A 23166-nucleotide genomic window follows, 5' to 3' on the forward strand; every position below is an offset into this window, starting at 1 on the left:
AGTGGGAGGGCATTTTAGAGAAGCATTATAAATCAGCGGGTTGCAATTTTTCGCGGAACAATTGAACGCCTTGTCCGTTTTGTCGCCACAAGGGACGTCAACCACCCTTCAAGGAGAAAGACCATGAACAGGATCATGTCGGGTCTGCTGGCGACCACTCTCTCGCTTTCGTTCGCTGTTGCGGAGATCGTGCCGGTCAATGCGCAGCCGACCTACGTGCCGCTGGGCCAGGGCCTCTCGTCGAATGTCGAGACCGTCCAGTACGAGCCGTGGCGGAAGCGCAATTTTAATCGCGATTTCTCCCGCAATCGCGATTTCTCTCGTCGTGACTTCTCCCGTCGCAACTTCGCCCGTAACGACGGCAGCTATTGGCGCGGCCATCGCGGTTCGCGCGAATGGCGCCGCGGCTATCGCCGTCATGGCGACTACTGGTTCCCGCTGGCTGCCTTCGCGACAGGCGCGCTGATCACCGGCGCGGTCATCAACAATCAGAACCGCGTCTATCGAGGCAATGACCACGTGCAGTGGTGCTATGACCGCTACCGGTCCTACCGCGCCTCGGACAACACCTTCCAGCCCTATAACGGCCCGCGTCAGCAGTGCTATTCGCCTTATTGACGGCCTCCAGCCTGTACAGCGATCGTCGAGAGCCCGTTGCTTCCATAGGCACGGGTTCTCTCTTGGCGCCTCGATGGAACCTGAGGCGCGTCGATCAACCGGCCCAGCTGATGGTCTTGATAGTCAGATATAGGCCATCGCCTTCACCACGCGGAGAACGGTAGGCGCCGAGAGCGTTGCAAATTCGAACCATTGCCCCGGCCAGCTCCCAACCGAGCGCCTCCAGGTCATTGTCCGCATCCGTCACATAAGCCTGAGCCAGTTCGTCAATGCCGTTTTCCTCTCCGAAGGATCGAACCAGTTTTGCGTCGCTAAGGAACTCGCCAGGCAAGTTTGAATTTGCCCAAGACCACAGCCAGTTGCTGGCCTTGGCGCTCGTGGAGCCCGCAATCTGGATCTCGGCGACGACCTTGACGATATTGCCTTCCGAGAAAAGAAGCTTTCCAGCCTTGAGATCGTAGTCGTAACGGGGCCACCTGCCGAGGCCAAAATCGTCCTGCAAGCGCTTATTCTTCGCGTTCAGCTGTTCGAAAGCCTCTTCGCGCCAGGCAGTATACCGGTCTGGATTCATTCCCCTCACCCCAGCGCGGTCTTCTCACCTCTTATTGCACGCTCAGTGTCCGGCGCACAGCATCCCGCCAGCCCGCGAGCTTGGCCGACCGTGTGGCCGCATCCATGGCCGGCTTGAAGCGCTGGTCGAGCGCCCAGCTCTTGGCGAACTCCTTTGCCTTCGGCCACACACCCGCCTTCGAGCCTGCCATCCACGCAGCGCCCAGCGCTGTGGTCTCCAGAATGGTCGGACGGTCTACCGGCGCGTCGAGAATGTCGGCCAACCGCTGCATGGTCCAGTCGGACGCGACCATGCCGCCATCGACCCTGAGCACGGTCCTGGCCGACGCGCCCTTCCAGTCCTTGCGCATGGCGTCGAGCAGGTCGCGGGTCTGGTAGGCGACGGATTCCAGCGCGGCGCGGGCGAACTCGGCCGGACCCGAATTGCGCGTGAGCCCGAAGATCGCACCGCGCGCATCGGCATCCCAATGCGGCGCCCCGAGCCCGACAAACGCCGGCACCAGATAGACATTCTGTGTTGGATCGGCGGACGCCGCCAGGACGCCGCTCTGCTCGGCCTTGCCGATCACCTTGATGCCGTCGCGCAGCCATTGCACGGCGGCGCCGGCTATGAAGATCGAGCCTTCCAGCGCATAGGTGGTCCTGCCGTTCAGCCTGTAGGCGATGGTGGTCAAAAGCCGGTTCTTCGAGCGTACCAGATCGCCGCCGGTGTTGAGCAATGCGAAGCAGCCGGTGCCATAGGTGGATTTCATCATGCCCGGCTCGAAACAGGCCTGGCCGATGGTCGCCGCATGCTGGTCGCCCGCCACGCCGAGAATTCTGATCTCCGCGCCAAAGAGATTTTTCTCCGTCACTCCGTAGTCATCGGCGCAATCCTTCACCTCAGGCAGCATCGCCGCCGGGATGCGCAGGATGGAAAGCAGCTCGTCGTCCCAGATGTTCTTTTCAATGTTGTAGACCAGCGTGCGCGAGGCGTTGGTGGCGTCGGTGGCGTGAACCTTGCCGCCCGTCAGCCGCCAGATCAGGAAACTGTCGATGGTGCCGGCCAGCAATTCGCCCGTCTCGGCGCGTTTCCTGGCGCCTTTCACCTTGTCCAGCATCCAGGCGATCTTGGTGCCGGAGAAATAGGGATCGAGCAGCAGGCCGGTCTTTTTCGTGAATGTCTTCTCCAGGCCCTGCTTCTTCAACTTCTGGCAAAGCGGCGCGGTGCGCCGGTCCTGCCAGACGATCGCATTGTGGATCGGCTTGCCGGTCGCCCTCTCCCATATGACGACGGTCTCGCGCTGGTTGGTGATGCCGATGGCGGCCACGTCCGACCCCGCACGACCGGCGCTCTTGAGCGCGGCCTTCACCGTTGCGACGACGCTTCCCCAGATCTCTTCCGGGTCATGCTCGACCCAGCCCGAGGCCGGATAGTGCTGCGCGAATTCCTGCTGCCCGCTGCCCGCTACCTTCATCTTGTCGTCGAACAGGATCGCCCGGCTCGATGTCGTTCCCTGATCGATTGCCAGGATGTATCCGCTCATAATCTCTCCCTCGGCGTATGCCCAAACAGGGCGCACGGCACTGCAATTGTCCATACAAACAGGGGAGACGGCAACATGCCGCCTCCCCCAATATTGCTGCGCGGCGCGAACGCCCGCATCAACAGTCTTATTTCTGCCAGCTCTTGATCAGTTCGTCATAGTTGACGGTGATCGGCTTGTCCTTCTCGTTCTCTATCTTCAGCTGCGGAGCGAGATTGCCCTTCTTGACCGCATCAGCGTTCCAGTAGGCAAGATCATGCTCTTCGGCCATCTTCGGACCGATGTCGCCCTGGATGCCTGCCTTTTCCAAGCGTTCCAGCACCTTCTCCTGCTCGGCGCAGAGCGAGTCCATTGCTTCCTGCGGCGTCTTGGCCCCGGATGCCGCGTCGCCGATCGCCTGCCACCAAAGCTGGGCGAGCTTCGGATAGTCGGGTATGTTGGTGCCGGTCGGCGACCACTGCACGCGGGCCGGCGAGCGGTAGAACTCGATCAGGCCGCCGAGCTTCGGAGCGCGATCCGTGAAGCTCTTGTGCTGGACCGTGCTTTCGCGGATCAGCGTCAGGCCGACATGGCTCTTCTTCACGTCGACGGTTTTCGAGGTGACGAACTGCGCATACAGCCAGGCTGCCTTGGCGCGATCGTCAGGCGTGGACTTGAGCAGTGTCCAGGAACCCACGTCCTGATAGCCGAGCTTCATGCCGTCCTTCCAGTAGACACCGTGCGGCGATGGAGCAAAGCGCCATTTCGGGGTGCCGTCCGCGTTCACGACCGGCAGCCCGTCCTTGACGAAGGAGGCGGTGAAGGCGGTGTAGGTGAACATCTGCTGCGCGACCATGCCCTGCGACGGGACGGGGCCGGATTCGCTGAACGTCATGCCCTGGGCTTCCGGCGGCGCATAGGCCTTCAACCAATCCAGGTACTTCTGGATCGAATACACGGCAGCCGGGCCGTTGGTGTCGCCGCCGCGCGCGACGCAGGAGCCGACCGGCTGCGATTTCTCGTTGACCTTGATGCCCCATTCGTCGACCGGAAGACCGTTCGGCAGGCCCTTGTCGCCATTGCCGGCCATGGATAGCCAGGCATCAGTGAACCGCCAGCCGAGCGACGGATCCTTCTTGCCGTAGTCCATGTGGCCATAGACCTTCTTGCCGTCGATCTCGCGGCCGGTGAAGAATTCGGCGATGTCCTCATAGGCCGACCAGTTAACGGGAACGCCGAGGTCGTAGCCGTACTTGGCCTTGAAATCGGCCTTGTTCTTCTCGTCGTTGAACCAGTCGTAGCGGAACCAGTAGAGGTTCGCGAACTGCTGGTCGGGCAGCTGGTAGAGGTCGCCGTCCGGAGCGGTGGTGAACTTGGTGCCGATGAAGTCGGCGAGATCGAGGTTCGGGTTGGTGACGTCCTTGCCCTCGTTGGCCATCCACTTAGTCAGGCTGCGCGCCTGCTGGTAGCGCCAATGGGTGCCGATCAGGTCGGAGTCGTTGACATAGGCGTCGTAGACGTTCTCGCCCGACTGCATCTGCGTCTGCAGCTTCTCAATGACGTCGCCTTCGCCGATCTCATCATGCGTGATCTTGATTCCGGTGATGGCGGTAAAGGCCGGGGCGAGCACTTTCGCTTCGTAGTCGTGGGTGGCGATTGGCTCGGAGACGACCTTGATATCCATGCCGGCGAACGGCTTCGCGGCATCGATGAACCATTGCATCTCGGCTTCCTGGGCGCCGCGATCGAGCGTCGACAAGTCCTTGATTTCAGTATCGAGGAAGGTCTTGGCTTCATCCATTCCGGCGTAGGCCAGGCCTGCTCCCCAGAGCAGGACAAGCGCAGTCGTTGATGTTAAAAATTGCCTTCGCATTTCGTTTCCTCCACTTTTCAGGTTTCAAGTGCGATCTGGAGCGTCCGTCGGCACGCGGCCGCTCCAACAGTTTCCCCCTCTATACGTAGCGGAACACGCCGACGGCGTAGACTACGGAGAGAGCGAGAGCCCACCACAGGTTGGGTCCGACAAGACCCAGCCAAGCGAGATGGATAAAGGCGCTGCCAAGCAGCGACAGGAAAAGACGGTCGCCGCGCGTCGTCTCGAAGCGCAGGACGCCGACCCGGGGATTGCCGCCCGGCGAGACGTACTCCCAGATCGCCATGCCGCAGAGCAGCACCAGGATCGTGATGAAAAAGAGCGCCGTCGGCAGCGTCCACGCCATCCAGGTAAAGCTCATCGCCTCGATCCTCCACGGCCTGCGATCCGTCCAGCACCCCTCGGTGCAAAACTCAACATCAGACCCTCCCCAGGGCGAAGCCCTTGGCGATGTAGTTGCGGACAAACCAGATGACGAGCGCGCCCGGAATGATCGTCAGCACGCCGGCCGCGGCCAGCACCCCCCAATCCATTCCAGCTGCCGACACTGTGCGGGTCATGACGGCGGCAATCGGCTTGGCGTCCGTAGTCGTCAGCGTGCGGGCGAGCAGAAGCTCGACCCACGAGAACATGAATGTGAAAAAAGCCGCGACGCCGATGCCGGAGGCGATCAGCGGCATGAAAATCTTGACGAAGAAGCGCGGGAACGAATAGCCGTCGATATAGGCGGTCTCGTCGATTTCCTTCGGCACGCCGGACATGAAGCCTTCGAGAATCCAGACCGCCAGCGGCACGTTGAACAGGCAATGCGCCAGCGCCACGGCGATATGCGTGTCGATCAGCCCGAATGCCGAATAAAGCTGGAAGAACGGCAGCGCGAACACCGCCGGCGGCGCCATGCGGTTGGTCAGGAGCCAGAAGAACAGGTGCTTGTCGCCGAGGAAGCGGTAGCGCGAAAACGCATAGGCGGCGGGCAAAGCGACAGCGACCGAAATCACCGTGTTCATGACGACATAGATGATGGAGTTGATGTAGCCCTTGTACCAGGACGGATCGGTGAAGATCACCATGTAGTTGGCTATCGTCGGGTTCTTCGGCCATAGCGAGAAGGCGCCAAGGATCTCCTGGTTGGTCTTGAAACTCATGTTGACGAGCCAGTAGATCGGCAGCATCAGGAAGATGATGTAGATCGTCGGCACTAGCCACCAGAACCGCGATTCCTCGCCGCGCCGGCGCATCTTGCGGGCCAGCGCGGCGTTCGCCATCTGCGTTTCCGCGCTGGATTGCGATTGCCGCATTAACGGTCCATCCCGCCGGTCAGCCGTTGTTTCGTCGAGGCGCGTCATCTCACTGCCCCGAATCGTAGTTGGTCATGACGGTGTAAAATACCCACGACATCAGGAGGACAATCAGGAAGTAGACGATCGACATCGCCGCCGCCGGCCCGAGGTCGAACTGGCCGATTGCGATCTTGACGAGGTCGATCGACAGGAAAGTGGTCGAATTGCCGGGCCCGCCGCCGGTGACGACGAACGGCTCTGTGTAGATCATGAAACTGTCCATGAAACGCAACAGCACGGCGATCAGCAGCACGCGGTTCATCTTGGGCAGTTGGATATAGCGGAAGATCGCCCAGCGCGACGCCCCATCGATCTTGGCGGCCTGGTAGTAGGCGTCCGGTATCGAGACGAGGCCGGCGTAGCACAGAAGCACGACGAGGCTCGTCCAGTGCCAGACATCCATCAGGATGACGGTGACCCAGGCGTCGTATGGATCGTTGACGTAGTTATAGTCGAAGCCGAGCGACCGCAGCGAATATCCGAGCAGGCCGATGTCGCCGCGGCCGAACACCTGCCAGATCGTGCCGACGACGTTCCACGGAATGAGCAGCGGCAGCGCCATCAGCACCAGGCAGACCGGAACGCCCCAGCCCTTTTTCGGCATGTTGAGCGCGATGAAGATGCCAAGCGGAATCTCGATCGCCAGGATGATGAAGGAAAAGACCAGGTTGCGGACCATCGCTTGCCAGAAGCGGTCGGAGGAAAGCAGTTCCTCGAACCATTCCGTGCCGGCCCAAAAGAAGACATTGTTGCCGAACGTGTCCTGCACCGAATAGTTGACGACGGTCATCAGCGGGATGACGGCCGAGAACGCCACCAGCACCAGCACCGGCAGCACCAGGAACCACGCCTTGTTGTTCCAGGTCTTTTCCATCTACGCCCCCATCTCGACACGCCAGGAATCGGCATAGATGTTGATGCGGGCCGGGTCGAAGCGCACCTTCGGCTCGGCCGGCACGGTCCCGTCCTCGCCGATGACGGCGGCGATCTCGCGGCCTTCGAGACTGGCGCGGACCACCTTGTGGCGGCCGACATCCTCGACCTTGCTGATCTTGACGGCCATGCCGTCGCGGCCAAGCCTGACATATTCGGGGCGGATGCCGAGTTCGATCGCGCCTGCGGTTCCAGCCTTGGGTGCGCCCGGCAATTCGATCGTCTGGCTGCCGAGCCGCGCGTTCCTGCCCTCGACTGCGACCGGCATGACGTTCATGCCCGGAGAGCCGATGAAGTAACCGACGAATGTATGCTTGGGGCGCTCGAACAGTTCGGCGGGAGAGCCGATCTGCACGATCTCGCCCTCATACATGACGACGACGTTTTCGGCGAAGGTAAGCGCTTCGGTCTGGTCGTGCGTGACATAGACCATGGTGAAACCGAAACGTCTGTGCAACTGCTTCAACTGCGAGCGCAGAACCCACTTCATATGCGGGTCGATGACGGTCAACGGCTCGTCGAACAGTATGGCGTTGACGTCGGAGCGCACCAACCCGCGCCCGAGCGAGATCTTCTGCTTCTGGTCGGCGGTCAGCCCCCTCGCCTTTCTCCGGGCCATATCGGCCAAACCGGTCATCTCCAGCGTCTCGCGCACCTTGCGATCGACGTCAGTCTCCGGAACACCACGATTGCGCAGCGGGAACGCCAGATTGTCGTAGACGGTCATCGTGTCGTAGATGACCGGGAACTGGAACACCTGGGCGATGTTGCGCTCCTGCGTCGACAGATTGGTCACATCCCTGCCATCGAACAAAAGCTCGCCATGCGACGGGTGCAGCAACCCCGAAATAATGTTGAGCAGCGTGGTCTTGCCGCAGCCCGACGGCCCGAGCAGCGCATAGGCGCCGCCATCCTCGAAGGCGTGATGCACCTCCTTCAGCGCATAGTCCTTGTCCGACTTCGGATGCGGACCGTAGGCGTGGCGGATGTGGTTGCAGTCGATGCGCGCCATGTGCCCCTCCTCAAGCCGCCAGCATTTGTGGCGGCGTAGCCGATCGGCCGCTCGCGTCGAAGACCATGATATGCCGCGGGTCGATGAACACCTCGATGACCTGGTCCGGTTCGAACACCAGGATGCCGTGCTCCAGCATAACCCAGCGCACATCGGCGAAGTCGAGATGCACAAAGCTCTCCGAACCGGTGATCTCGGTGACCGAGACCTTGGCTTTCACCGACACCGCCGAGGGGCTCGGCCGGGCAAGGGAGAGATGGTGGGGCTGGAAGCCGATCGTATAACTCGTATCGGCAATACCAGCGAGGTCAGCCGGCACCGGGAGGTTCACCCCACCATCGAGAAGGAAGCTCGAACCGCTCTTCTTCAGCACGATCGTGTTGAGCGGAGGATCGGCAAAAGTCTTGGCCGTGACGAGGTCATTCGGCTTGCGGAAGACGTCGATCGTCGGCCCGAACTGGGTGATGCGGCCTTCGGAGAGCGTCGCCGTATTGCCGCCGAGCAGCAATGCCTCATGCGGTTCGGTCGTGGCATAGACGAAGATGGTGCCGGCCGCCGCGAATATCCTCGGCAATTCCGCGCGCAATTCCTCGCGCAGCTTGTAGTCGAGATTGGCGAGCGGCTCGTCAAGCAGGACAAGGCCGGCGTTCTTGACGATGGCGCGCGCCAGCGCGGTGCGCTGTTGTTGGCCACCCGACAGGTTGAGCGGCGTGCGGTCGAGATAGGGCGTCAACTTCAGAAGCGCGGCGGTATCGCGCACTTCCCTGTCGATCTTTGCCTGTTCGGCGCCGGCGACCCTCAGCGGCGAGGCAATGTTCTCGTAGACAGTCATCGCCGGATAGTTGATGAATTGCTGGTAGACCATGGCGACGTTGCGCTTCTGCACCGGCATGCCGGTGACGTCCTTGCCATCGAACCAGACCGAGCCGGAGGCCGGCACGTCGAGGCCGGCCATCAGCCGCATCAGGCTGGTCTTGCCGGAAAGCGTCGGCCCGAGCAGAACGTTGAGCGAGCCGTGCTGAAGCGTCAGCGACACGTCGCGTATATGCTCCGCCGCGCCGACCGTCTTCGTCACGTTTCTCAATTCCAGCATGATGCCTCCTCCCGGGCTTTCCGCATCACTTGGCCATCCTACTCGGCCGCCGCCGCATGACGCCGGCTTATTCCGCGCATGAACTCCTCCAGCGCCGCCGCCTGTTCGCGGCTGAGATGCAGGCCACGCTTGGTCCTGCGCCACAAGACGTCGTCGGCGGTGACAGCCCATTCGTGTTGGGCGAGATAGCGCGCCTCGGCCTCGTACAGATCCGCGCCGAAGTGACGGCCAAGATCGGCATTCGATCTGGCCAGCCCCAGCAGCATGCGCGCGCGGGTGCCGTAGAGCCGGGTCAGCCGGCGGGCCAGGCGCGCGTCAAGGAACGGATAGGCCGCTTTCAGTTTCGCCACTTCGGCATCGAAGCCCGTGGCCGGGAAATCGCCGCCCGGCAGCGGCGCGTTCGCCGTCCACGGCTTGCCGCGTTTGCCGAGAAAATCCTCGATCCTGTCGAGCATCGATTCCGCTAGCCGGCGATAGGTGGTGATCTTGCCGCCGAAGGCGTTCACAATCGGCGCGACACCCTCGCCGCCATCCGCCTTCAGCACATAGTCGCGGGTCGCTTCCTGCGCCCTCGAAGCGCCGTCATCATAGAGTGGACGCACGGCTGAGTAGGTCCAGACGATGTCGGAGCGCTTGACGGCTTGCGCGAAATATTCGGTTGCCGCGGCACAGAGATAGTCGATCTCGGTATCGCTGATCTTCGCGTCGTGAGGATCGCCGGAATAATCCTGGTCCGTGGTGCCGATCAGGGTGAATTCTTCCTCATAGGGAATGGCGAAGATGATCCGCCCATCCTTGTTCTGGAAGAAATAGGCACGCGGGTCGTCGAACTTCTTGCCGACGACGATGTGACTGCCCTTCACCAGGCGGACGTTGTGCACGTCGTTCAAGCCGACCGTGCCGGACAGCACGTGGTCGACCCACGGACCGGCCGCGTTGACCAGAAGCCGCGCCTTGACCTCCTCATGTTCGCCGGTCCGGACATCTTCCAGCCTGACCGTCCAGAGATCGCCGTCGCGGCGTGCGGCGACGACCTTGGTGCGGGTTCGGATCGTAGCACCCCGGTCGGCGGCGTCGCGAGCGTTCAATGCCACCAGCCGCGCATCGTTGACCCAGCCGTCGGAATATTCGAAGGCCTTTCGAAACAGCGGCTTCAATGGCTTGCCGGCCGGATCCTTCGCCATGTCCAGCGTTCTCGTCGCCGGCAGCAATTTGCGCCCGCCAATGTGGTCGTAAAGAAAAAGACCGAGCCTGATCAACCAGGCCGGACGCAGGCCCTTGGCGTAAGGCAGCACGAAACGCATCGGCCAGATGATGTGCGGCGCGTTCCTCCACAGGACCTCGCGTTCCATCAGCGCTTCGCGCACGAGACGGAACTCGTAGAATTCGAGATAGCGCAAACCGCCATGGATCAGTTTGGTCGAGCCGGAGGAGGTTCCGCTCGCCAGATCGTTCATCTCGGCAAGGAAGACCGAAAAGCCGCGCCCAACAGCGTCACGGGCAATGCCGCAGCCATTGATGCCGCCACCGATGACGAAGATGTCATGGATCGGGGATGCTTCCACAAAGTCCTCCAACGATTTCGCATTGCAGCATTTTTGATCTTTTGCGAAACCGTGGCGGGATTATTTCGAAATGAGAACGAATGTCAAACGAAATATAAAACGGCGGCAATTGCCTTAGCCAAACCCACTAGGAAAGCGACGTTTCGATCAGTTGAACCTCTGCCTCCTGGCAGATCTTGCGCACCGACGGAATGTCGCAGCGGTCGGTGATGAAGGTGTTGACCTGCGACAGATGACCGATGCGAACCGGCGCCGTGCGCTCGAACTTGGTCTGGTCGGACACCAGGATGACATGCCTCGCATTGGCGATGATCGCTTGCGCCACCTTCACCTCGCGAAAGTCGAAATCGAGCAGCGCTCCGTCATGATCGATCGCCGAGGCACCGATCACCGCATAGTCGACCTTGAACTGCCGGATGAAATCGACCGCCGCCTCGCCGACCACGCCGCCGTCGGACCCGCGCACGACGCCGCCTGCGATCACCACCTCGATCGAAGGATATATGCGCATCCTGTTGGCAACATTAATATTATTAGTGATGACCATCAAGCCTGTATGATCGAGAAGCGCCTTGCTGACCGACTCTGTCGTGGTGCCGATGTTGATGAACAGCGAGGCGTTGTCAGGGATCAGCCTCGCCGCCGCAAGTCCGATAGCTTCCTTCTCATCGGCGGCGATCTTGCGCCGCGCCTCATATTCCATGTTCTCGATTCCGGACGGAAACAGCGCCCCGCCATGGATGCGCGAAAGCAGCCTCTGGTCGCACAGATCGTTGAGATCCTTGCGGATGGTCTGCGGCGTCACGTTGAAATGCGTTGCCAGATCATCGACCAGAACACGGCCATGGTCCTTGGCCATCTGGATGATTTCGGCGTGCCGTGGCGACAGATACATCGGGAAGCCTCCCTTTCGTTTTTCTTGTCCATAGCTCAAAACGAAAGTGATGAAAAGGCACAGCCCGGCCAATGAAAACCACATGATTGCGAAGGCAAACCCCGGCGCAACCTTTCCGAGGTCGATTCAAGCCAGGCAGCGGGCGATTTCCGTGATGGTCTCGAAAGCAGTGTCGATGTCCGCCGCCGTCGTCTCGAACTGGCCGACCTGAAAACGGATCGCGACATGCCCATCCACGCGCGTCTGCGTCAGGTAGATGCGGCCATCGTCGTTGATCGCGTTGACCAGGCGAAGATTGTGGTCGTCCGCATCTCCGCCTTCGTCCGCCACGTGCCGGAACGAAAACAGCGACAGCATCGGTTCGGTGACGATCTCGAAATCCGGCTCTCCGGCCAGCCGCGCGGCGAGACGTTCACTCCAGGCGACATGGTTGCGGATCATGGTCCGCAGATTTTCCAGCCCATGGGCCCGCAGCAGGAACCACAGTTTCAGCGCGCGAAAGCGCCTGCCAAGCGGTACCGACCATTCGGAATAATTGATGATGCCGTCACGACCATGCGTTTTCAGGAACTCGGGCTTGATCGCCAGCGTGCGAACGAGGTCGTCCGGCTGGCGGATGAACTGCATCGAACAGTCGAACTGCGCGCCCAGCCATTTGTGCGGGTTGAAGACGATGGAATCCGCCTGCTCGGCGCCGGCCCAGAAATGGCGAAACTCGGGGCAGATCATCGCCGATCCGGCCCAGGCCGCATCGACATGCAGATAGAGTCCATGACGCTTGGCCACCGCGGCAACGCCGGCGACATCATCCGTACCACCGGTGCTGGTGCCGCCGACGCTGGCAATGATGCCGGCCGGCAGCATGCCCGCCTCCCGGTCGGCAACGATCGCTGCTTCAAGGGCGGCGACATCCATGGCGCGAAAGCGGCCGGCAACCGGAATGCGCACGAGGTTCTCCTCGCCGATACCCGACACCCAGATCGCTCGGTCGATCGAGGTATGGACCTGGTCGGAGGAATAGACACGCAATATCGGCTGGCCTTGCAGGCCTTTCTTGTTGCCCTGCCAGTCGAGTGCACGCTCGCGCATGGTCAGCACGGCGGCAAGCGTCGCAGACGACGCCGAATCCTGCATGACGCCGGAAAACCCCTCCGGCAGGCCAAGCGCCTGCCGCATCCAGTCGACGACCCGCGTCTCGAGTTCGGTCGCCGCCGGTGAGGTCTGCCAGAGCATGCATTGCGCCGCCATCGCCGAGACCAGATATTCAGCCACCACCGAAGCGGGTGCGGCATTGGCCGGAAAATAGGCAAAGAAGCGCGGATGCTGCCAGTGTGTCATGCCCGGCAGGATCTTTTGCTCGAAATCGGCGAAGATTGCCTGCATCGTCTCACCATCTTCCGGTGGCGAGGCATTGATGCTTTTGAAAATCTCGCCCGGCTCGACGAGCGGCCGCACCGGCCTTTCTCGCAACGTATCGCGGTAGTCGGCACCCCATTCAGCCGCGTACAGCGACCACTCGCGAAATTCATTGCCTTTCATTTCCCTCTCCGCTGCGCCTCGTCGAACGGATCAAAGATCACGAATAGGCGACTTTCATTCGGAAAAATCGGGCAGGCTCGCAAAAGCAGCTTTCAGCGCGCTCGACCAGCCGTCCGAGATCGTGCGGTAATATTGATCGTCCTGGGCTATCCGCTTCTTCAGGCTGATCTTGAAGGCGTCCTTTTCGTAGAACAGCAGGTCGAGCGGCAGGCCGACCGACAGGTTCGATTTCAGTGTCGAGTCGAATGATACCAACAACAGTTTCACCGTTTCGGCGAAACTCATCGTCCTCTCATAGGCGCGGATGATGATCGGCTTGCCGTATTTGGTCTCGCCGATCTGGAAGAACGGCGTGTCGTCGGTCGACTCGATGAAATTGCCTTCCGGATAGATCATGAACAGCCGCGGCTCGCTGCCCCTGATCTGGCCGCCGAGGATGAAGGAGGCGTTGAAATAGGAATCCGCCTTTTCGCCAGCCGGCGACGAACTGGCGATGACTTCCTTGACGGTGTCGCCGACCATCCGCACCGTCTGGTACATGGAGGGCGTTTCCAGCAGCGTCGCGTGGCGATCGGCAATTGCCTTGGTGCGTTCGTCGAGCAGGCTGACGACGGCCTGCGTCGTCGCCAGATTGCCGGCCGACATCAGCACGATGACGCGCTCGCCCGGCTCCTCCCAGACATGCATCTTGCGGAAGGTCGAGATCGAATCCATGCCGGCATTGGTGCGCGTGTCCGACATGAACACGAGCCCGCGATCGATCTTCAAGCCGACGCAATAGGTCATCGAATCTCTTTGGCAGCAATCTTGCCGAGGATTACTGCTCCACCGTGACGGTGACCGCAAGCTGTTCTTCCGCCTGTCCCAGTCGAATTCCCGACACCGGCGTGGCGTCGCGATAATCGCGGCCGGTCGCCACCTTTACATAGCGTTCGTCGGGAGAAATACCGTTGGCTGCATCGAAGGCAACCCAGCCGAGCCCGGAAACATGCGCCTCGGCCCAGGCGTGGCTTGCCGCCTGCTCGACCGCCACATCCAGCATCAGATAGCCGCTGACATAGCGGGCCGGGAACCCCATGGCGCGCGCGGCGGCGGCAAAGATGTGGCTATGGTCCTGGCAGACGCCGGTCTTGAGCGCCAGCGCCTCCTCGGCCGGCGTCGCTGCGTTGGTCGTGCCCGGCGTATAGGCGACGCGCTCGCTGATCGCCGCCATCAGCCGGTGGAGCCTTTCGATGTCGGTGCCCTCGCCAACCGATGCGGCGAGTTCGCGAATGCCGCTCCCGATCGTCGTCAACGGCGTCTCATGGCCGAACAGCCAGAGCGGCGCAAAACCCTGATGCGGCCCGGAGACGCCCGCGGTGTCGCGCGTTACCACCTCGCCTGATGCCTCGACTGTGATGAAATCGCGCTCGCCTTCGACGCTCAACAAGCGCGTGTCATTACCGAAATGGTCGGTGAAGCGCACTTCCTCGCGCGCGCCTTCGATCCGCAGGGCCCAGGACAAGACAGTCTGTGTGGATCCGCTGGCCGGAAGCAGCCGCAGCCGCTGCAACAGATACTGAACCGGCGCATCGTAGCGGTATTCAGTCCGGTGGGTGATCTTCAGCCGCATGGCTTCATTTTCCGTTTGTGAGCATGATCTTGTCCGCAAACCGGTTTCCACTTTGCGGGATCATGCTCAATAGAACTTGTAATCCTGCGCGATCTCGTCGCCGAGCCTGGTATTGTCGCGAATGAAACTGGCCAGGAATTCATGCAGGCCGGCGTCGAATATGTCCTTGATCGAGCCTGCCGTCAGCATGGCCTGGGTCTTGCCGGCCGTCGCATGGCAGGCATGGCGCTCGCCATAGTCGTCGCCCAGGAATTTCAGATGCTCTGTCAGGAAGCGGTAGCAGAAGGTCAGCGAGCGCGGCATGCGGACATTGAGGATCAGATAATCGGCGATGTTGGTCGGTTTATAGTCGGCTTCGTAGACCCAGCGATAGGAGCGGTGCGCCGACACCGAACGCAGGATCGATTCCCACTGGTAGTTGTCGAGCGTGGAACCAACCCACGAGATCGACGGCAACAGCACATAGTACTTCACGTCCAGAATGCGTGCCGTGTTGTCGGCGCGCTCGACATAGGTGCCGAGCTGCGAGAAATCGAAGATCTCGTTGCGCAGCATGGTGCCGTAGAACGAGCCGCGGATCAGTGCCGTCTCGCGCTTGATCGCGTCGAGGACGCTGGGCAGGTCGCGTTCGTCTATCGGCCTGGCCAGCATCCGCTTCAGCGCCATCCAGGCTTCGTTGATGCTTTCCCAGGTCTCGCGCGTCAATGCGGTGCGCACCATGCGGGCATTGCTGCGGGCCGTCTCGATCGACGACATCGTGCTCGACGGGTTCGACGTGTCGCGCAACAGGAAGTCGGCGACGTTGGCCGCGGTATAGTCGGAGTATTTCTGCGTGAAGACAGCGTCCGAACCGGCGCTGAGCAGCACCGAATTCCACTCCTCCGAGGCGTTCTGGGTCCGGGTCAGCGCCATCCGCAACCCGGCATCGACCAGCCGAGCCATGTTTTCCGCCCGCTCGATGTAGCGGTTCATCCAGTAGAGCCCGTTGGCGGTGCGGCCGAGAAGCATGTCAGCTTGCCTCGATGTCGAGCGAGTAGCGAATAGCGAATAGCGAATAGGGGAAAAAGGACTTCATGACTTTTGTTGCAAGCTCCTGATCATCGAACGCAACATTTTCCCTATCTCCTCGGTTTGGCCAAGCAAGCAACCCACCTCTTTCTCAACCATCAAGCCCACTCTTCCGGACAAGATCAGGTGCGTTTCCAATTCTTTGAGAGAACCTTGCGCAATGCGCAGAAACTGAATGAAGGCTCCCGTATTTTCTCGTCCGTGACCCTCCGCGATGTTTGCTGCGATTGACGCCGCCGAGCGCCTTATCTGAGAGGTCATTCCGTATGCTTCTTTGCTTGGGAACGCTGTCGTCGCGGAATAGCAATCTACCGCCAATTCGATGGCTGCCTTCCAAACAATCAGGTCCCTGTAAGAATTGATTGCCGTCGTACACCCCCTTTTTCCCCTATTCGCTACTCGCTATTCCCTACTCGCTACTTCCCTCTCTAATCATCCAACACCCAAGTATCCTTCGTCCCGCCTCCCTGCGAGGAATTGACCACCAGCGAGCCTTCCTTGAGCGCCACGCGCGTCAGCCCGCCGGGCACGATCTGGATGCGGTCGGAAACCAGCACATAGGGTCTGAGATCGACATGGCGCGGCGACAATCCCTTCTCGGTCAGGATCGGACAAGTCGACAGCGCCAGCGTCGGCTGGGCGATATAGTTCGACGGCTTTGCCTGGAGTTTCTTGGAAAAATCTTGGCATTCCTTCTTGGTCGCCGCCGGCCCGACCAACATCCCGTAGCCGCCTGAACCATGCACTTCCTTGATGACAAGTTCGTCGATGTGCTCGAGCACATATTTCAGGCTGTCCGGTTCCGAGCAGCGCCAAGTCGGGATGTTGCCGAGGATCGCCTTGCGGCCGGTGTAGAATTCGACGATCTCGGGCATATAGGAGTAGATCGCCTTGTCGTCGGCGATGCCGGTCCCCGGCGCATTGGCGATGGTGATGTTGCCCGCGCGGTAGACATCCATGATTCCAGGCACGCCAAGGGCGGAGTCCGGCCGGAAGGTCAGAGGATCGAGGAAGGAGTCATCCACCCGCCGGTAGAGCACGTCGATCTGCTTGTAGCCTTCGGTGGTGCGCATCGCGACATGGCCGTCGACGACCCGCAGATCCTGTCCCTCGACCAATTGCACGCCCATCTGGTCGGCCAGGAAGGCGTGCTCGAAATAGGCCGAGTTGAAGCTGCCCGGCGTCAGCACGGCGATGGTCGGCGTGCCCTTCGTGCTTTGCGGCCGCACCGCCGCCAGCGACTGGCGCAGCAGCTGCGGGTAGTTTTCGACAGGCCGCACCTTGATCTGCTGGAACAGCTCGGGAAAGAGCTGCATCATCGTCTCGCGGTTCTCCAGCATGTAGGAGACGCCCGACGGCGTGCGCGCATTGTCCTCCAGCACATAGAACTCGTTCTCGCTGATGCGCACGATGTCGACACCGATGATATGGGTGTAGACGCCGGCCGGCGGCCTGACCCCGATCATCTCGGGCAGGAACGCCTCGTTCCTGGCGATCAGCTCCTTGGGAACGCGGCCCGCGCGCAAGATCTCCTGGCGATGATAGATGTCGTCGAGGAAGGCGTTCAACGCCTGGACGCGCTGCTCGATGCCTTGCGTCAGCCGCCGCCATTCATTGCCCGAAATGATGCGCGGAACGATATCGAAGGGGATAAGGCGTTCGGACGCATCCTGCTCGCCATAGACGGCGAAGGTGATGCCGGTCTTGCGAAAGACGCGTTCGGCGTCCTGCATCTTCTCGGTAAGCCTGGCCGGATCCTGCTCCTTCAGCCAGCGGTCGTAAGCCGAATATGGTTTTCTCAATCCGGAAACTTCCGGAAGCATTTCGTCGAACGCTGCCAATCGCATACTCCCCTGTGACACCATTTCACTGGCGTCGCCGGAGAAAATCAAGCGCAATCGGTGATTTGGAGGGTGTCAGCGATCAGTATGTCACCGCTGCCTAAAATTAGGGCAGCAACAATATGGCCGTAATCAGGGTTTGCCTCGTTAGAAGGCGCGGAAGGTGACGACCGTAAACGTGTCCTTGATGCCGGGAAGAATCTGCACCTTCTCGTTGACGAAGTGGCCAATGTCCTCCTCGTCGTCGACATAGAATTTGGCGAGCAGATCGTAGTTGCCGGCGGTCGAGTAGATTTCGGAAGCGATCTCGGCATCGGCCAGCGCGGAGGCAACCTCATAGGCTTTGCCCAGATCGCACTTTATCTGCACGAAAAATGCCTTCATTGCCGATCCTGCTCAAGCTTCCACGTATAAGCGGCCCTTGTGGCAGACTGCCGCCCGGCTTTCAAGCATGAGGGCGCGCTAAGGCCGCCCTCGCCTGAGTTCCGCATGTGCGACGCTGAATGTTTGCCGTCGCTGAAACCATGAAGCACCGTCGAGCGTATGGTATGCTGAGCCTCTTCGGACGGCTCCTCGGGGATAACGGAGACAGGCCATGCGCCGCGCGGTTTTCGCATTCGCAATCGTTCCACTCATCCTGGCGTCCCCGACCTTGGCCGGCGATGCGGAAATCAAGGCAGGCCAGGCAACCATCGACGGGCAATTGAAGGCCTTCATGGCCGATGATGGCGCCGCCGCCTACAGCTTCGCCGCGCCGAATGTGAAACGCATTTTTCCGACCGTCGACACCTTCATGAACATGGTGGCCAATGGCTATGCGCCGGTACGCAAGCCGCGGACCTATTCCTTCGGCAAGGTGCAGGAGATGAGCCCGACATCGATTATCCAGCAGGTGCTGATCGTCGGACCGGACGGCAAGGACTACGAAGCGGTCTATACGCTCGAACAGCAGCCTGACGGGACCTTCCAGATAACCGGCTGCAGCCTGCGCGCATCCAACGCGCTGAGCACCTGAGCGCTCGGTCACATCGCCGGAATATCGCCCCTCGCCCAGCCCTCGGAAATTTCCGCCGCGCGCGTCTCGAACGCGCCAGCCTCGATCGCGGCGCGAATGTCCTGCATCAGCTTTTGATAGTAGGAAAGATTGTTCCAGGTCAGAAGCATCGCCCCGAGCGCCTCTTGCGAGCGCACCAGATGGTGCAGATAGGCGCGCGAATAATCCCGCGCCGCCGGGCAGTCGCTCTCCTCGTCCAGCGGGCGCGGATCGTCGGCATGGCGGGCGTTACGCAGATTGACCTTGCCGCGCCGCGTGTAGGCGAGGCCGTGGCGACCGGCGCGCGTCGGCATCACGCAGTCGAACATGTCGATGCCGCGCGCCACCGATTTCAATATATCGTCCGGCGTGCCGACGCCCATCAGATAGCGCGGCCTGTCCGCCGGCAGTTCAAGACAGGTGATGTCGAGCATGTCGAGCATCACCGCCTGCGGCTCGCCGACGGCCAGCCCGCCGACCGCATAACCTTTCAAATCCATCGCCCTCAGCGCCTGCGCCGAGCGCAGCCGCAAGTCCGGCACGTCGCCGCCCTGGACGATGCCGAACATCGCCTTTCCCGGCTGGTCGCCAAACGCCGTCTTGCAGCGCTCGGCCCAGCGCAGCGACAGTTCCATGGCGCGCTCGATTTCCTTCTCCTCAGCCGGTAGTGCCGTACATTCGTCGAGCTGCATCTGGATGTCGGAATCGAGTAGCCCCTGGATCTCGATCGATCGTTCGGGCGACATCTCATAGGCGGCGCCATCGATATGCGAGCGGAAGGTGACGCCCTTTTCCGTGAGTTTCCTCAGCTTCGATAGCGACATCACCTGGAAGCCGCCGCTGTCGGTGAGGATCGGATGCGGCCAGCGGGCGAACTCATGCAGGCCGCCGAGCCGCGCCACGCGCTCGGCGCCGGGCCGCAGCATCAGGTGATAGGTGTTGCCAAGGATGATGTCGGCGCCGACACCGCGCACCTGCTCCATATACATCGCCTTCACCGTGCCGCCGGTGCCGACCGGCATGAAGGCCGGCGTGCGGATCTCGCCGCGCGGCATGGTGATGGCGCCGCGCCGCGCCCTGCCGTCGGTCGCCAGCATCTTGAAGGTGAATGCCTTACTCATTGAATTCCCTAGTCATTGAACTCCTTGTCGAATACCGGCGCACCCGCGGCCTGCCTGTCGAGCGACTGCCGGTAGCGGATGCAGCCGCGCATGAATTTCGGCCAGGGTGGCACGGCGATTGCCGGCTCGGTCCTTTCCGGCAACAGCGACCAGAGGTCGGGGTGATGCCAGCACAGATCATGGCCGGTCGCGTCGCGGTGCTGGCGAATGCCGGCGCGCAATTTCCTGACCTCGGCAATCAAGGCGTCGCGGTCGAAGCTTTCCAGATCATCGTCCATCGTTCTCCTCCCTGAACAGAAGACTTGCGTCTCCATAGGAATAGAACCTGTAAAGGGTCTCGACGGCATGCGCATAGGCCCCGCGCATCGTCTCGAGCCCCGAGAAGGCCGAAACCAGCATGAACAGCGTCGAACGCGGCAGATGGAAATTGGTCATCAGCATGTCGGCGGTCTTGAAACGGTAGCCAGGCGTGATGAAGATGTCGGTCGGACCAGACCACGCAGCCAGCATGCCGTCGGGGCTCGCCGCGCTCTCCAGCAAGCGCAGCGAGGTCGTGCCGACGGCGACAATGCGCCCGCCCCGCGCCTTCGCCGCGTTCAGCGCCTCGGCGGTTTCCGGGCTGACCGAACCGGTCTCGGCATGCATCTTGTGGTCGGCGGTGTCGTCGGCTTTCACCGGCAGGAAGGTGCCGGCGCCGACATGCAAGGTGACGAAGCGGCGCTCGATGCCTTTCGCTTCGAGCGCGGCAAACAGCTCCGGCGTGAAATGCAGGCCGGCCGTCGGAGCGGCGACCGCCCCCTCCTCCCTGGCATAAATTGTCTGGTAGTCGCTGCGGTCGCGCTCGTCGTCGTCGCGCTTCGAGGCGATATAGGGCGGCAGCGGGATGTGGCCGACAGCATGCAGCGCCTCGTCGAGAAACGGCCCGGAGAGGTCGAAGCCGAGCAGCACCTCGCCGCCTTCGCCTCTCTCGATCACCGTGGCGTCGAGCTGGCCGAGAAAGCAGGAATTGCCGTCATGGCCGAAATGGATGCGGTCGCCGGCGGCGATGCGCTTGCCCGGCCGCATGAAAGCCAGCCAGCGGTCCGGTGCCATCCGCATATGCAGCGTCGCTTCCACTTGCGCCGCCGCTTCGCCGCGCCGCCTGATGCCTTTCAGTTGCGCGGGAATGACCTTGGTGTCGTTGAAGACCAGCACATCGCCGCGCTTCAGCAAGGACGGCAGCTCGCGCACGGTCCGGTCCTCAAGCCTCTCGCCCGGCCTGACCACCAGCATCCTGGCGCTGTCGCGCGGTTCGGCCGGGCGAAGCGCGATGCGCTCCTCCGGCAATTCGAAATCGAACAGAGCGACCTTCATTCCGGCCCCCGGCCGTCGCGACAAATACTATCGAAATGCCGCGCCGAATGCATGTCGCGCAAAAGTGCGCAGCGGTTTTGCGGTAACGACATGCATAAAAACAAGAACCTAAAGCGCGTCGCATGAATCCGTTCAAGCGCGACGCGCTTTAGGGCTGGTCACTTCACGTCGGCAGCGACCTTCAGCGACACGATCTTGTCGGGATCCTGCACCGGCTCGCCGCGCTTGATCTTGTCGACATTGTCCATGCCTTCGATGACCTGGCCCCAGACCGTGTATTGGCGGTTGAGGAAGGCGGCATCGTCGAAGCAGATGAAGAACTGCGAGTTGGCCGAGTTCGGGTTCTGCGAACGCGCCATCGAGCAAGTGCCGCGGCCGTGACTGGCGTTGGAGAACTCGGCCTTCAGGTCGGGTTTTTCCGAGCCACCCATGCCGGCGCGGGACGGAGCAAAGGAGGGCTTGCTGGAATTGCCGAATTTCACGTCGCCGGTCTGCGCCATGAAACCGTCGATGACGCGATGGAACACGACGCCGTCATAGGCGCCTTCGCGCGCCAGTTCCTTGATGCGGCCGACATGGCCGGGCGCCAGGTCGGGCAAAAGTTCGATGACGACCTTGCCCTTGGTCGTTTCCATGATGAGCGCGTTCTCGCGGTCCTTGATCTCGGCCATGTCAGATATCCTTTTGAGAAAACAGATTTATTTGTCGGCGGCGATGCGCACCTTGATCATGCGGTCGGGATCGGTGACCGTGCCGTTCTGCGCTTCGTCGCCCTTCTTGATGTTATCCACCAGTTCCATGCCGCTGACGACATTGCCGACGATGGTGTACTGGCCATCGAGCGGCGGCGCCGGCGCGAACATGATGAAGAACTGCGAATTCGCGGAATTCGGGTCCTGCGAACGGGCCATGCCGACCACGCCGCGCTCATAGTGCTCGGTCTTGGAGAATTCCGCCGGCAGGTCGGGAAGATCGGACCCACCAGTGCCGACGGCGTCGGCGTTGAAGCCGCTCTTCATGTTGCCGAACTTGACGTCGCCGGTTTGAGCCATGAACCCGCCGATGACGCGGTGGAAGGCGACATTGTCGTAGGCCCCCTGGCGCACCAGTTTCTTGATCTGCGCCACATGCTTGGGCGCGAGATCCGGCCTCAACGCGATGGTCACGTCGCCGTCCTTCAGCGTGATGATCATGGTGTTTTCCGGATCGGCGGCGAAGGCCGAAACGGAGGCGGTCACAAGACCGGCGAGCACGACAAGGAACGAGGCGAGCTTTTTCAGCTGCATATCTATCTCCGGAATCTTATTTTGTGAATTTGGTGGTGAGCGCGCCGGCCACGGCCGCCGGCACGAAGGGGCGGGTGTCACCTCCCATCGAGGCAATCTGGCGCACAAGTGTGGTGGTAATGGTTCGCACCGAGGGGCTGGCTGGCAGAAAAACCGTCAGCAAGTCCGGCGCCATGGTTTCGTTCATGCCGGCCATCTGCATTTCGTAATCGAGGTCGGTGCCGTCGCGCAGGCCGCGGATCATGATCGAGGCGCCGTGCTTCCTGGCCGCGTCGATGACCAGCCCGTCGAAGGCGACGACCTTGATGCGGGCACCATCGCGGCCGAACTCCGCTTTCGCAACAGTCTCGATCAGCTTCACCCGTTCCTCGAAGGAAAACAGCGGCTTCTTGCCGGGATGGATGCCGATCGCCGCATAGATTGTGTCGGCCACGGCGAGCGACGCTTTGAGCACGTCGAGATGGCCGTTGGTGAGCGGATCGAAAGAGCCGGCATAAAGGGCGATGCGTTCGGTCATGGCAGGCTTCTAGCGGGCACACGGGCGGAAGGCAAATCCGATTGATGCAACGTACGTGAACCTTTTCGCGGACATGAACGACAGATGAATGCGTTGATCACGAACGCTTCACGCAGCGTTCACTAGGTTGCAGCTTCACAAGATGAAACCAAATTCCCATTTAACCGTTGTTAGGCGCAGGAGAACACGCACATGCTGATCTACATGCTAGCCACCGCAATGACCGTCGCCATGCTGATCGCCACCGTATTTGGGCTACATCAGGAGGCGGACCGCGTTCGCGCCAAGGCCAACACCAAGCGTTTCGAAAGCTTTGGTGTGCGCAAGCCCTACCGACACTTCTAAGTCACGAACCCATAGATTGCATTCGCGCCGGCCCATGGGCCGGCGTC

The 23166-nt window shown here is 61.3% G+C and carries 26 protein-coding genes; 3 read left to right on the forward strand and 23 right to left on the reverse strand.

The window, feature by feature from the left end; translation table 11 throughout:
• Window positions 1-123 precede the first annotated feature (123 nt).
• Window positions 124-618, forward strand: coding sequence for a BA14K family protein (locus tag MESS4_RS19615; protein WP_006334701.1), 495 nt, complete (start codon window positions 124-126; stop codon window positions 616-618).
• Window positions 619-712: 94 nt separating this feature from the next.
• On the opposite strand, the gene MESS4_RS19620 is transcribed toward MESS4_RS19615, so the two are convergent.
• The 17 genes from MESS4_RS19620 to MESS4_RS19700 form a co-directional block, all read right to left on the reverse strand.
• Window positions 713-1189 (reverse strand): DUF6882 domain-containing protein, encoded by a 477-nt coding sequence (locus MESS4_RS19620; RefSeq protein ID WP_006334707.1) that lies wholly within the window; start codon window positions 1187-1189, stop codon window positions 713-715.
• Window positions 1190-1220: 31 nt separating this feature from the next.
• Window positions 1221-2714, reverse strand: coding sequence for a glycerol kinase GlpK (gene glpK, locus MESS4_RS19625; protein WP_006334708.1), 1494 nt, complete (start codon window positions 2712-2714; stop codon window positions 1221-1223).
• Between the two features lie 127 nt (window positions 2715-2841).
• Window positions 2842-4566, reverse strand: coding sequence for an ABC transporter substrate-binding protein (locus MESS4_RS19630; RefSeq protein WP_006334710.1), 1725 nt, complete (start codon window positions 4564-4566; stop codon window positions 2842-2844).
• A 79-nt stretch (window positions 4567-4645) separates the two neighbouring features.
• Entirely contained in the window at window positions 4646-4927 is a 282-nt protein-coding gene (locus MESS4_RS19635) for a DUF2160 domain-containing protein (RefSeq protein ID WP_006334712.1), read from the reverse strand.
• Window positions 4928-4985: 58 nt separating this feature from the next.
• The gene (locus MESS4_RS19640; RefSeq protein WP_198292781.1) at window positions 4986-5912 is read right to left on the reverse strand and encodes a carbohydrate ABC transporter permease; all 927 of its coding nucleotides are present in this window, start codon (window positions 5910-5912) and stop codon (window positions 4986-4988) included.
• Window position 5913: 1 nt separating this feature from the next.
• Window positions 5914-6780 (reverse strand): sugar ABC transporter permease, encoded by an 867-nt coding sequence (locus MESS4_RS19645; RefSeq protein ID WP_006334716.1) that lies wholly within the window; start codon window positions 6778-6780, stop codon window positions 5914-5916.
• A complete protein-coding gene (locus MESS4_RS19650) occupies window positions 6781-7851 on the reverse strand; it encodes an ABC transporter ATP-binding protein (RefSeq protein WP_006334717.1) in 1071 nt (356 codons plus the stop codon).
• Between the two features lie 10 nt (window positions 7852-7861).
• Window positions 7862-8944 (reverse strand): ABC transporter ATP-binding protein, encoded by a 1083-nt coding sequence (locus tag MESS4_RS19655; protein WP_006334718.1) that lies wholly within the window; start codon window positions 8942-8944, stop codon window positions 7862-7864.
• 38 nt (window positions 8945-8982) lie between these two features.
• On the reverse strand, window positions 8983-10509 hold the full coding sequence (gene glpD / locus MESS4_RS19660; protein WP_006334719.1) for a glycerol-3-phosphate dehydrogenase: 1527 nt from the start codon (window positions 10507-10509) through the stop codon (window positions 8983-8985).
• A gap of 127 nt (window positions 10510-10636) precedes the next feature.
• On the reverse strand, window positions 10637-11404 hold the full coding sequence (locus tag MESS4_RS19665; RefSeq protein ID WP_006334721.1) for a DeoR/GlpR family DNA-binding transcription regulator: 768 nt from the start codon (window positions 11402-11404) through the stop codon (window positions 10637-10639).
• 126 nt (window positions 11405-11530) lie between these two features.
• Entirely contained in the window at window positions 11531-12943 is a 1413-nt protein-coding gene (locus MESS4_RS19670; protein WP_006334725.1) for a pyridoxal-dependent decarboxylase, read from the reverse strand.
• A gap of 54 nt (window positions 12944-12997) precedes the next feature.
• Window positions 12998-13729, reverse strand: coding sequence for a 20S proteasome A and B subunits (locus MESS4_RS19675; protein ID WP_006334727.1), 732 nt, complete (start codon window positions 13727-13729; stop codon window positions 12998-13000).
• Between the two features lie 31 nt (window positions 13730-13760).
• Window positions 13761-14555 (reverse strand): transglutaminase family protein, encoded by a 795-nt coding sequence (locus MESS4_RS19680; RefSeq protein WP_006334730.1) that lies wholly within the window; start codon window positions 14553-14555, stop codon window positions 13761-13763.
• A 66-nt stretch (window positions 14556-14621) separates the two neighbouring features.
• Window positions 14622-15563 (reverse strand): alpha-E domain-containing protein, encoded by a 942-nt coding sequence (locus MESS4_RS19685; protein ID WP_006334735.1) that lies wholly within the window; start codon window positions 15561-15563, stop codon window positions 14622-14624.
• A gap of 63 nt (window positions 15564-15626) precedes the next feature.
• On the reverse strand, window positions 15627-15986 hold the full coding sequence (locus MESS4_RS19690) for a four helix bundle protein (RefSeq protein ID WP_081609798.1): 360 nt from the start codon (window positions 15984-15986) through the stop codon (window positions 15627-15629).
• Between the two features lie 65 nt (window positions 15987-16051).
• Window positions 16052-17464 carry a circularly permuted type 2 ATP-grasp protein gene (locus tag MESS4_RS19695; RefSeq protein ID WP_006334737.1) on the reverse strand — a complete coding sequence of 471 codons (1413 nt, stop codon included), beginning with the start codon at window positions 17462-17464 and terminating at the stop codon, window positions 16052-16054.
• A gap of 147 nt (window positions 17465-17611) precedes the next feature.
• Window positions 17612-17848, reverse strand: a complete 237-nt coding sequence (locus tag MESS4_RS19700) for an Lrp/AsnC family transcriptional regulator (RefSeq protein WP_006334738.1) — start codon at window positions 17846-17848, stop codon at window positions 17612-17614.
• 211 nt (window positions 17849-18059) lie between these two features.
• Here MESS4_RS19700 and MESS4_RS19705 point away from each other — a divergent pair, with 211 nt between their 5' ends.
• Window positions 18060-18479 carry a DUF4864 domain-containing protein gene (locus tag MESS4_RS19705; RefSeq protein WP_006334739.1) on the forward strand — a complete coding sequence of 140 codons (420 nt, stop codon included), beginning with the start codon at window positions 18060-18062 and terminating at the stop codon, window positions 18477-18479.
• A gap of 8 nt (window positions 18480-18487) precedes the next feature.
• Here MESS4_RS19705 and tgt read toward each other — a convergent pair whose 3' ends face one another.
• The 6 genes from tgt to coaD form a co-directional block, all read right to left on the reverse strand.
• Window positions 18488-19618 (reverse strand): tRNA guanosine(34) transglycosylase Tgt, encoded by a 1131-nt coding sequence (gene tgt / locus MESS4_RS19710; RefSeq protein WP_006334740.1) that lies wholly within the window; start codon window positions 19616-19618, stop codon window positions 18488-18490.
• 8 nt (window positions 19619-19626) lie between these two features.
• The gene (locus tag MESS4_RS19715) at window positions 19627-19896 is read right to left on the reverse strand and encodes a hypothetical protein (protein WP_006334741.1); all 270 of its coding nucleotides are present in this window, start codon (window positions 19894-19896) and stop codon (window positions 19627-19629) included.
• The gene (queA, locus tag MESS4_RS19720) at window positions 19886-20971 is read right to left on the reverse strand and encodes a tRNA preQ1(34) S-adenosylmethionine ribosyltransferase-isomerase QueA (protein WP_006334742.1); all 1086 of its coding nucleotides are present in this window, start codon (window positions 20969-20971) and stop codon (window positions 19886-19888) included. The genes MESS4_RS19715 and queA overlap by 11 nt, the downstream gene beginning before the upstream one ends.
• A gap of 158 nt (window positions 20972-21129) precedes the next feature.
• Complete coding sequence (locus MESS4_RS19725; protein WP_006334743.1) at window positions 21130-21642, reverse strand: peptidylprolyl isomerase; 513 nt, start codon at window positions 21640-21642, stop codon at window positions 21130-21132.
• Between the two features lie 27 nt (window positions 21643-21669).
• Window positions 21670-22164, reverse strand: coding sequence for a peptidylprolyl isomerase (locus MESS4_RS19730; protein WP_244441173.1), 495 nt, complete (start codon window positions 22162-22164; stop codon window positions 21670-21672).
• 109 nt (window positions 22165-22273) lie between these two features.
• A complete protein-coding gene (gene coaD, locus MESS4_RS19735) occupies window positions 22274-22774 on the reverse strand; it encodes a pantetheine-phosphate adenylyltransferase (protein ID WP_006334745.1) in 501 nt (166 codons plus the stop codon).
• 192 nt (window positions 22775-22966) lie between these two features.
• Here coaD and MESS4_RS32465 point away from each other — a divergent pair, with 192 nt between their 5' ends.
• Entirely contained in the window at window positions 22967-23119 is a 153-nt protein-coding gene (locus MESS4_RS32465) for a hypothetical protein (protein WP_006334746.1), read from the forward strand.
• Window positions 23120-23166: the final 47 nt, after the last annotated feature.

Source organism: Mesorhizobium sp. STM 4661, from assembly GCF_000359125.1.
GTDB lineage: Bacteria > Pseudomonadota > Alphaproteobacteria > Rhizobiales > Rhizobiaceae > Mesorhizobium.

Coding starts and splice junctions, on each gene's coding strand:
- MESS4_RS19675 (WP_006334727.1), bottom strand. CDS start 13,729: ATGACCTATTGCGTCGGCTTGAAGATCGATCGCGGGCTCGTGTTCATG.
- tgt (WP_006334740.1), bottom strand. CDS start 19,618: ATGAGTAAGGCATTCACCTTCAAGATGCTGGCGACCGACGGCAGGGCG.
- MESS4_RS19640 (WP_198292781.1), bottom strand. CDS start 5,912: ATGACGCGCCTCGACGAAACAACGGCTGACCGGCGGGATGGACCGTTA.
- MESS4_RS19685 (WP_006334735.1), bottom strand. CDS start 15,563: ATGCTTCTCGGCCGCACCGCCAACGGGCTCTACTGGATGAACCGCTAC.
- coaD (WP_006334745.1), bottom strand. CDS start 22,774: ATGACCGAACGCATCGCCCTTTATGCCGGCTCTTTCGATCCGCTCACC.
- MESS4_RS19635 (WP_006334712.1), bottom strand. CDS start 4,927: ATGAGCTTTACCTGGATGGCGTGGACGCTGCCGACGGCGCTCTTTTTC.
- MESS4_RS19665 (WP_006334721.1), bottom strand. CDS start 11,404: ATGTATCTGTCGCCACGGCACGCCGAAATCATCCAGATGGCCAAGGAC.
- MESS4_RS19680 (WP_006334730.1), bottom strand. CDS start 14,555: ATGCGGCTGAAGATCACCCACCGGACTGAATACCGCTACGATGCGCCG.
- glpK (WP_006334708.1), bottom strand. CDS start 2,714: ATGAGCGGATACATCCTGGCAATCGATCAGGGAACGACATCGAGCCGG.
- MESS4_RS19700 (WP_006334738.1), bottom strand. CDS start 17,848: ATGAAGGCATTTTTCGTGCAGATAAAGTGCGATCTGGGCAAAGCCTAT.
- MESS4_RS32465 (WP_006334746.1), top strand. CDS start 22,967: ATGCTGATCTACATGCTAGCCACCGCAATGACCGTCGCCATGCTGATC.
- MESS4_RS19730 (WP_244441173.1), bottom strand. CDS start 22,164: ATGATCATCACGCTGAAGGACGGCGACGTGACCATCGCGTTGAGGCCG.
- MESS4_RS19705 (WP_006334739.1), top strand. CDS start 18,060: ATGCGCCGCGCGGTTTTCGCATTCGCAATCGTTCCACTCATCCTGGCG.
- MESS4_RS19645 (WP_006334716.1), bottom strand. CDS start 6,780: ATGGAAAAGACCTGGAACAACAAGGCGTGGTTCCTGGTGCTGCCGGTG.
- MESS4_RS19620 (WP_006334707.1), bottom strand. CDS start 1,189: ATGAATCCAGACCGGTATACTGCCTGGCGCGAAGAGGCTTTCGAACAG.
- MESS4_RS19725 (WP_006334743.1), bottom strand. CDS start 21,642: ATGGCCGAGATCAAGGACCGCGAGAACGCGCTCATCATGGAAACGACC.
- queA (WP_006334742.1), bottom strand. CDS start 20,971: ATGAAGGTCGCTCTGTTCGATTTCGAATTGCCGGAGGAGCGCATCGCG.
- MESS4_RS19670 (WP_006334725.1), bottom strand. CDS start 12,943: ATGAAAGGCAATGAATTTCGCGAGTGGTCGCTGTACGCGGCTGAATGG.
- MESS4_RS19715 (WP_006334741.1), bottom strand. CDS start 19,896: ATGGACGATGATCTGGAAAGCTTCGACCGCGACGCCTTGATTGCCGAG.
- MESS4_RS19630 (WP_006334710.1), bottom strand. CDS start 4,566: ATGCGAAGGCAATTTTTAACATCAACGACTGCGCTTGTCCTGCTCTGG.
- MESS4_RS19655 (WP_006334718.1), bottom strand. CDS start 8,944: ATGCTGGAATTGAGAAACGTGACGAAGACGGTCGGCGCGGCGGAGCAT.
- MESS4_RS19650 (WP_006334717.1), bottom strand. CDS start 7,851: ATGGCGCGCATCGACTGCAACCACATCCGCCACGCCTACGGTCCGCAT.
- MESS4_RS19615 (WP_006334701.1), top strand. CDS start 124: ATGAACAGGATCATGTCGGGTCTGCTGGCGACCACTCTCTCGCTTTCG.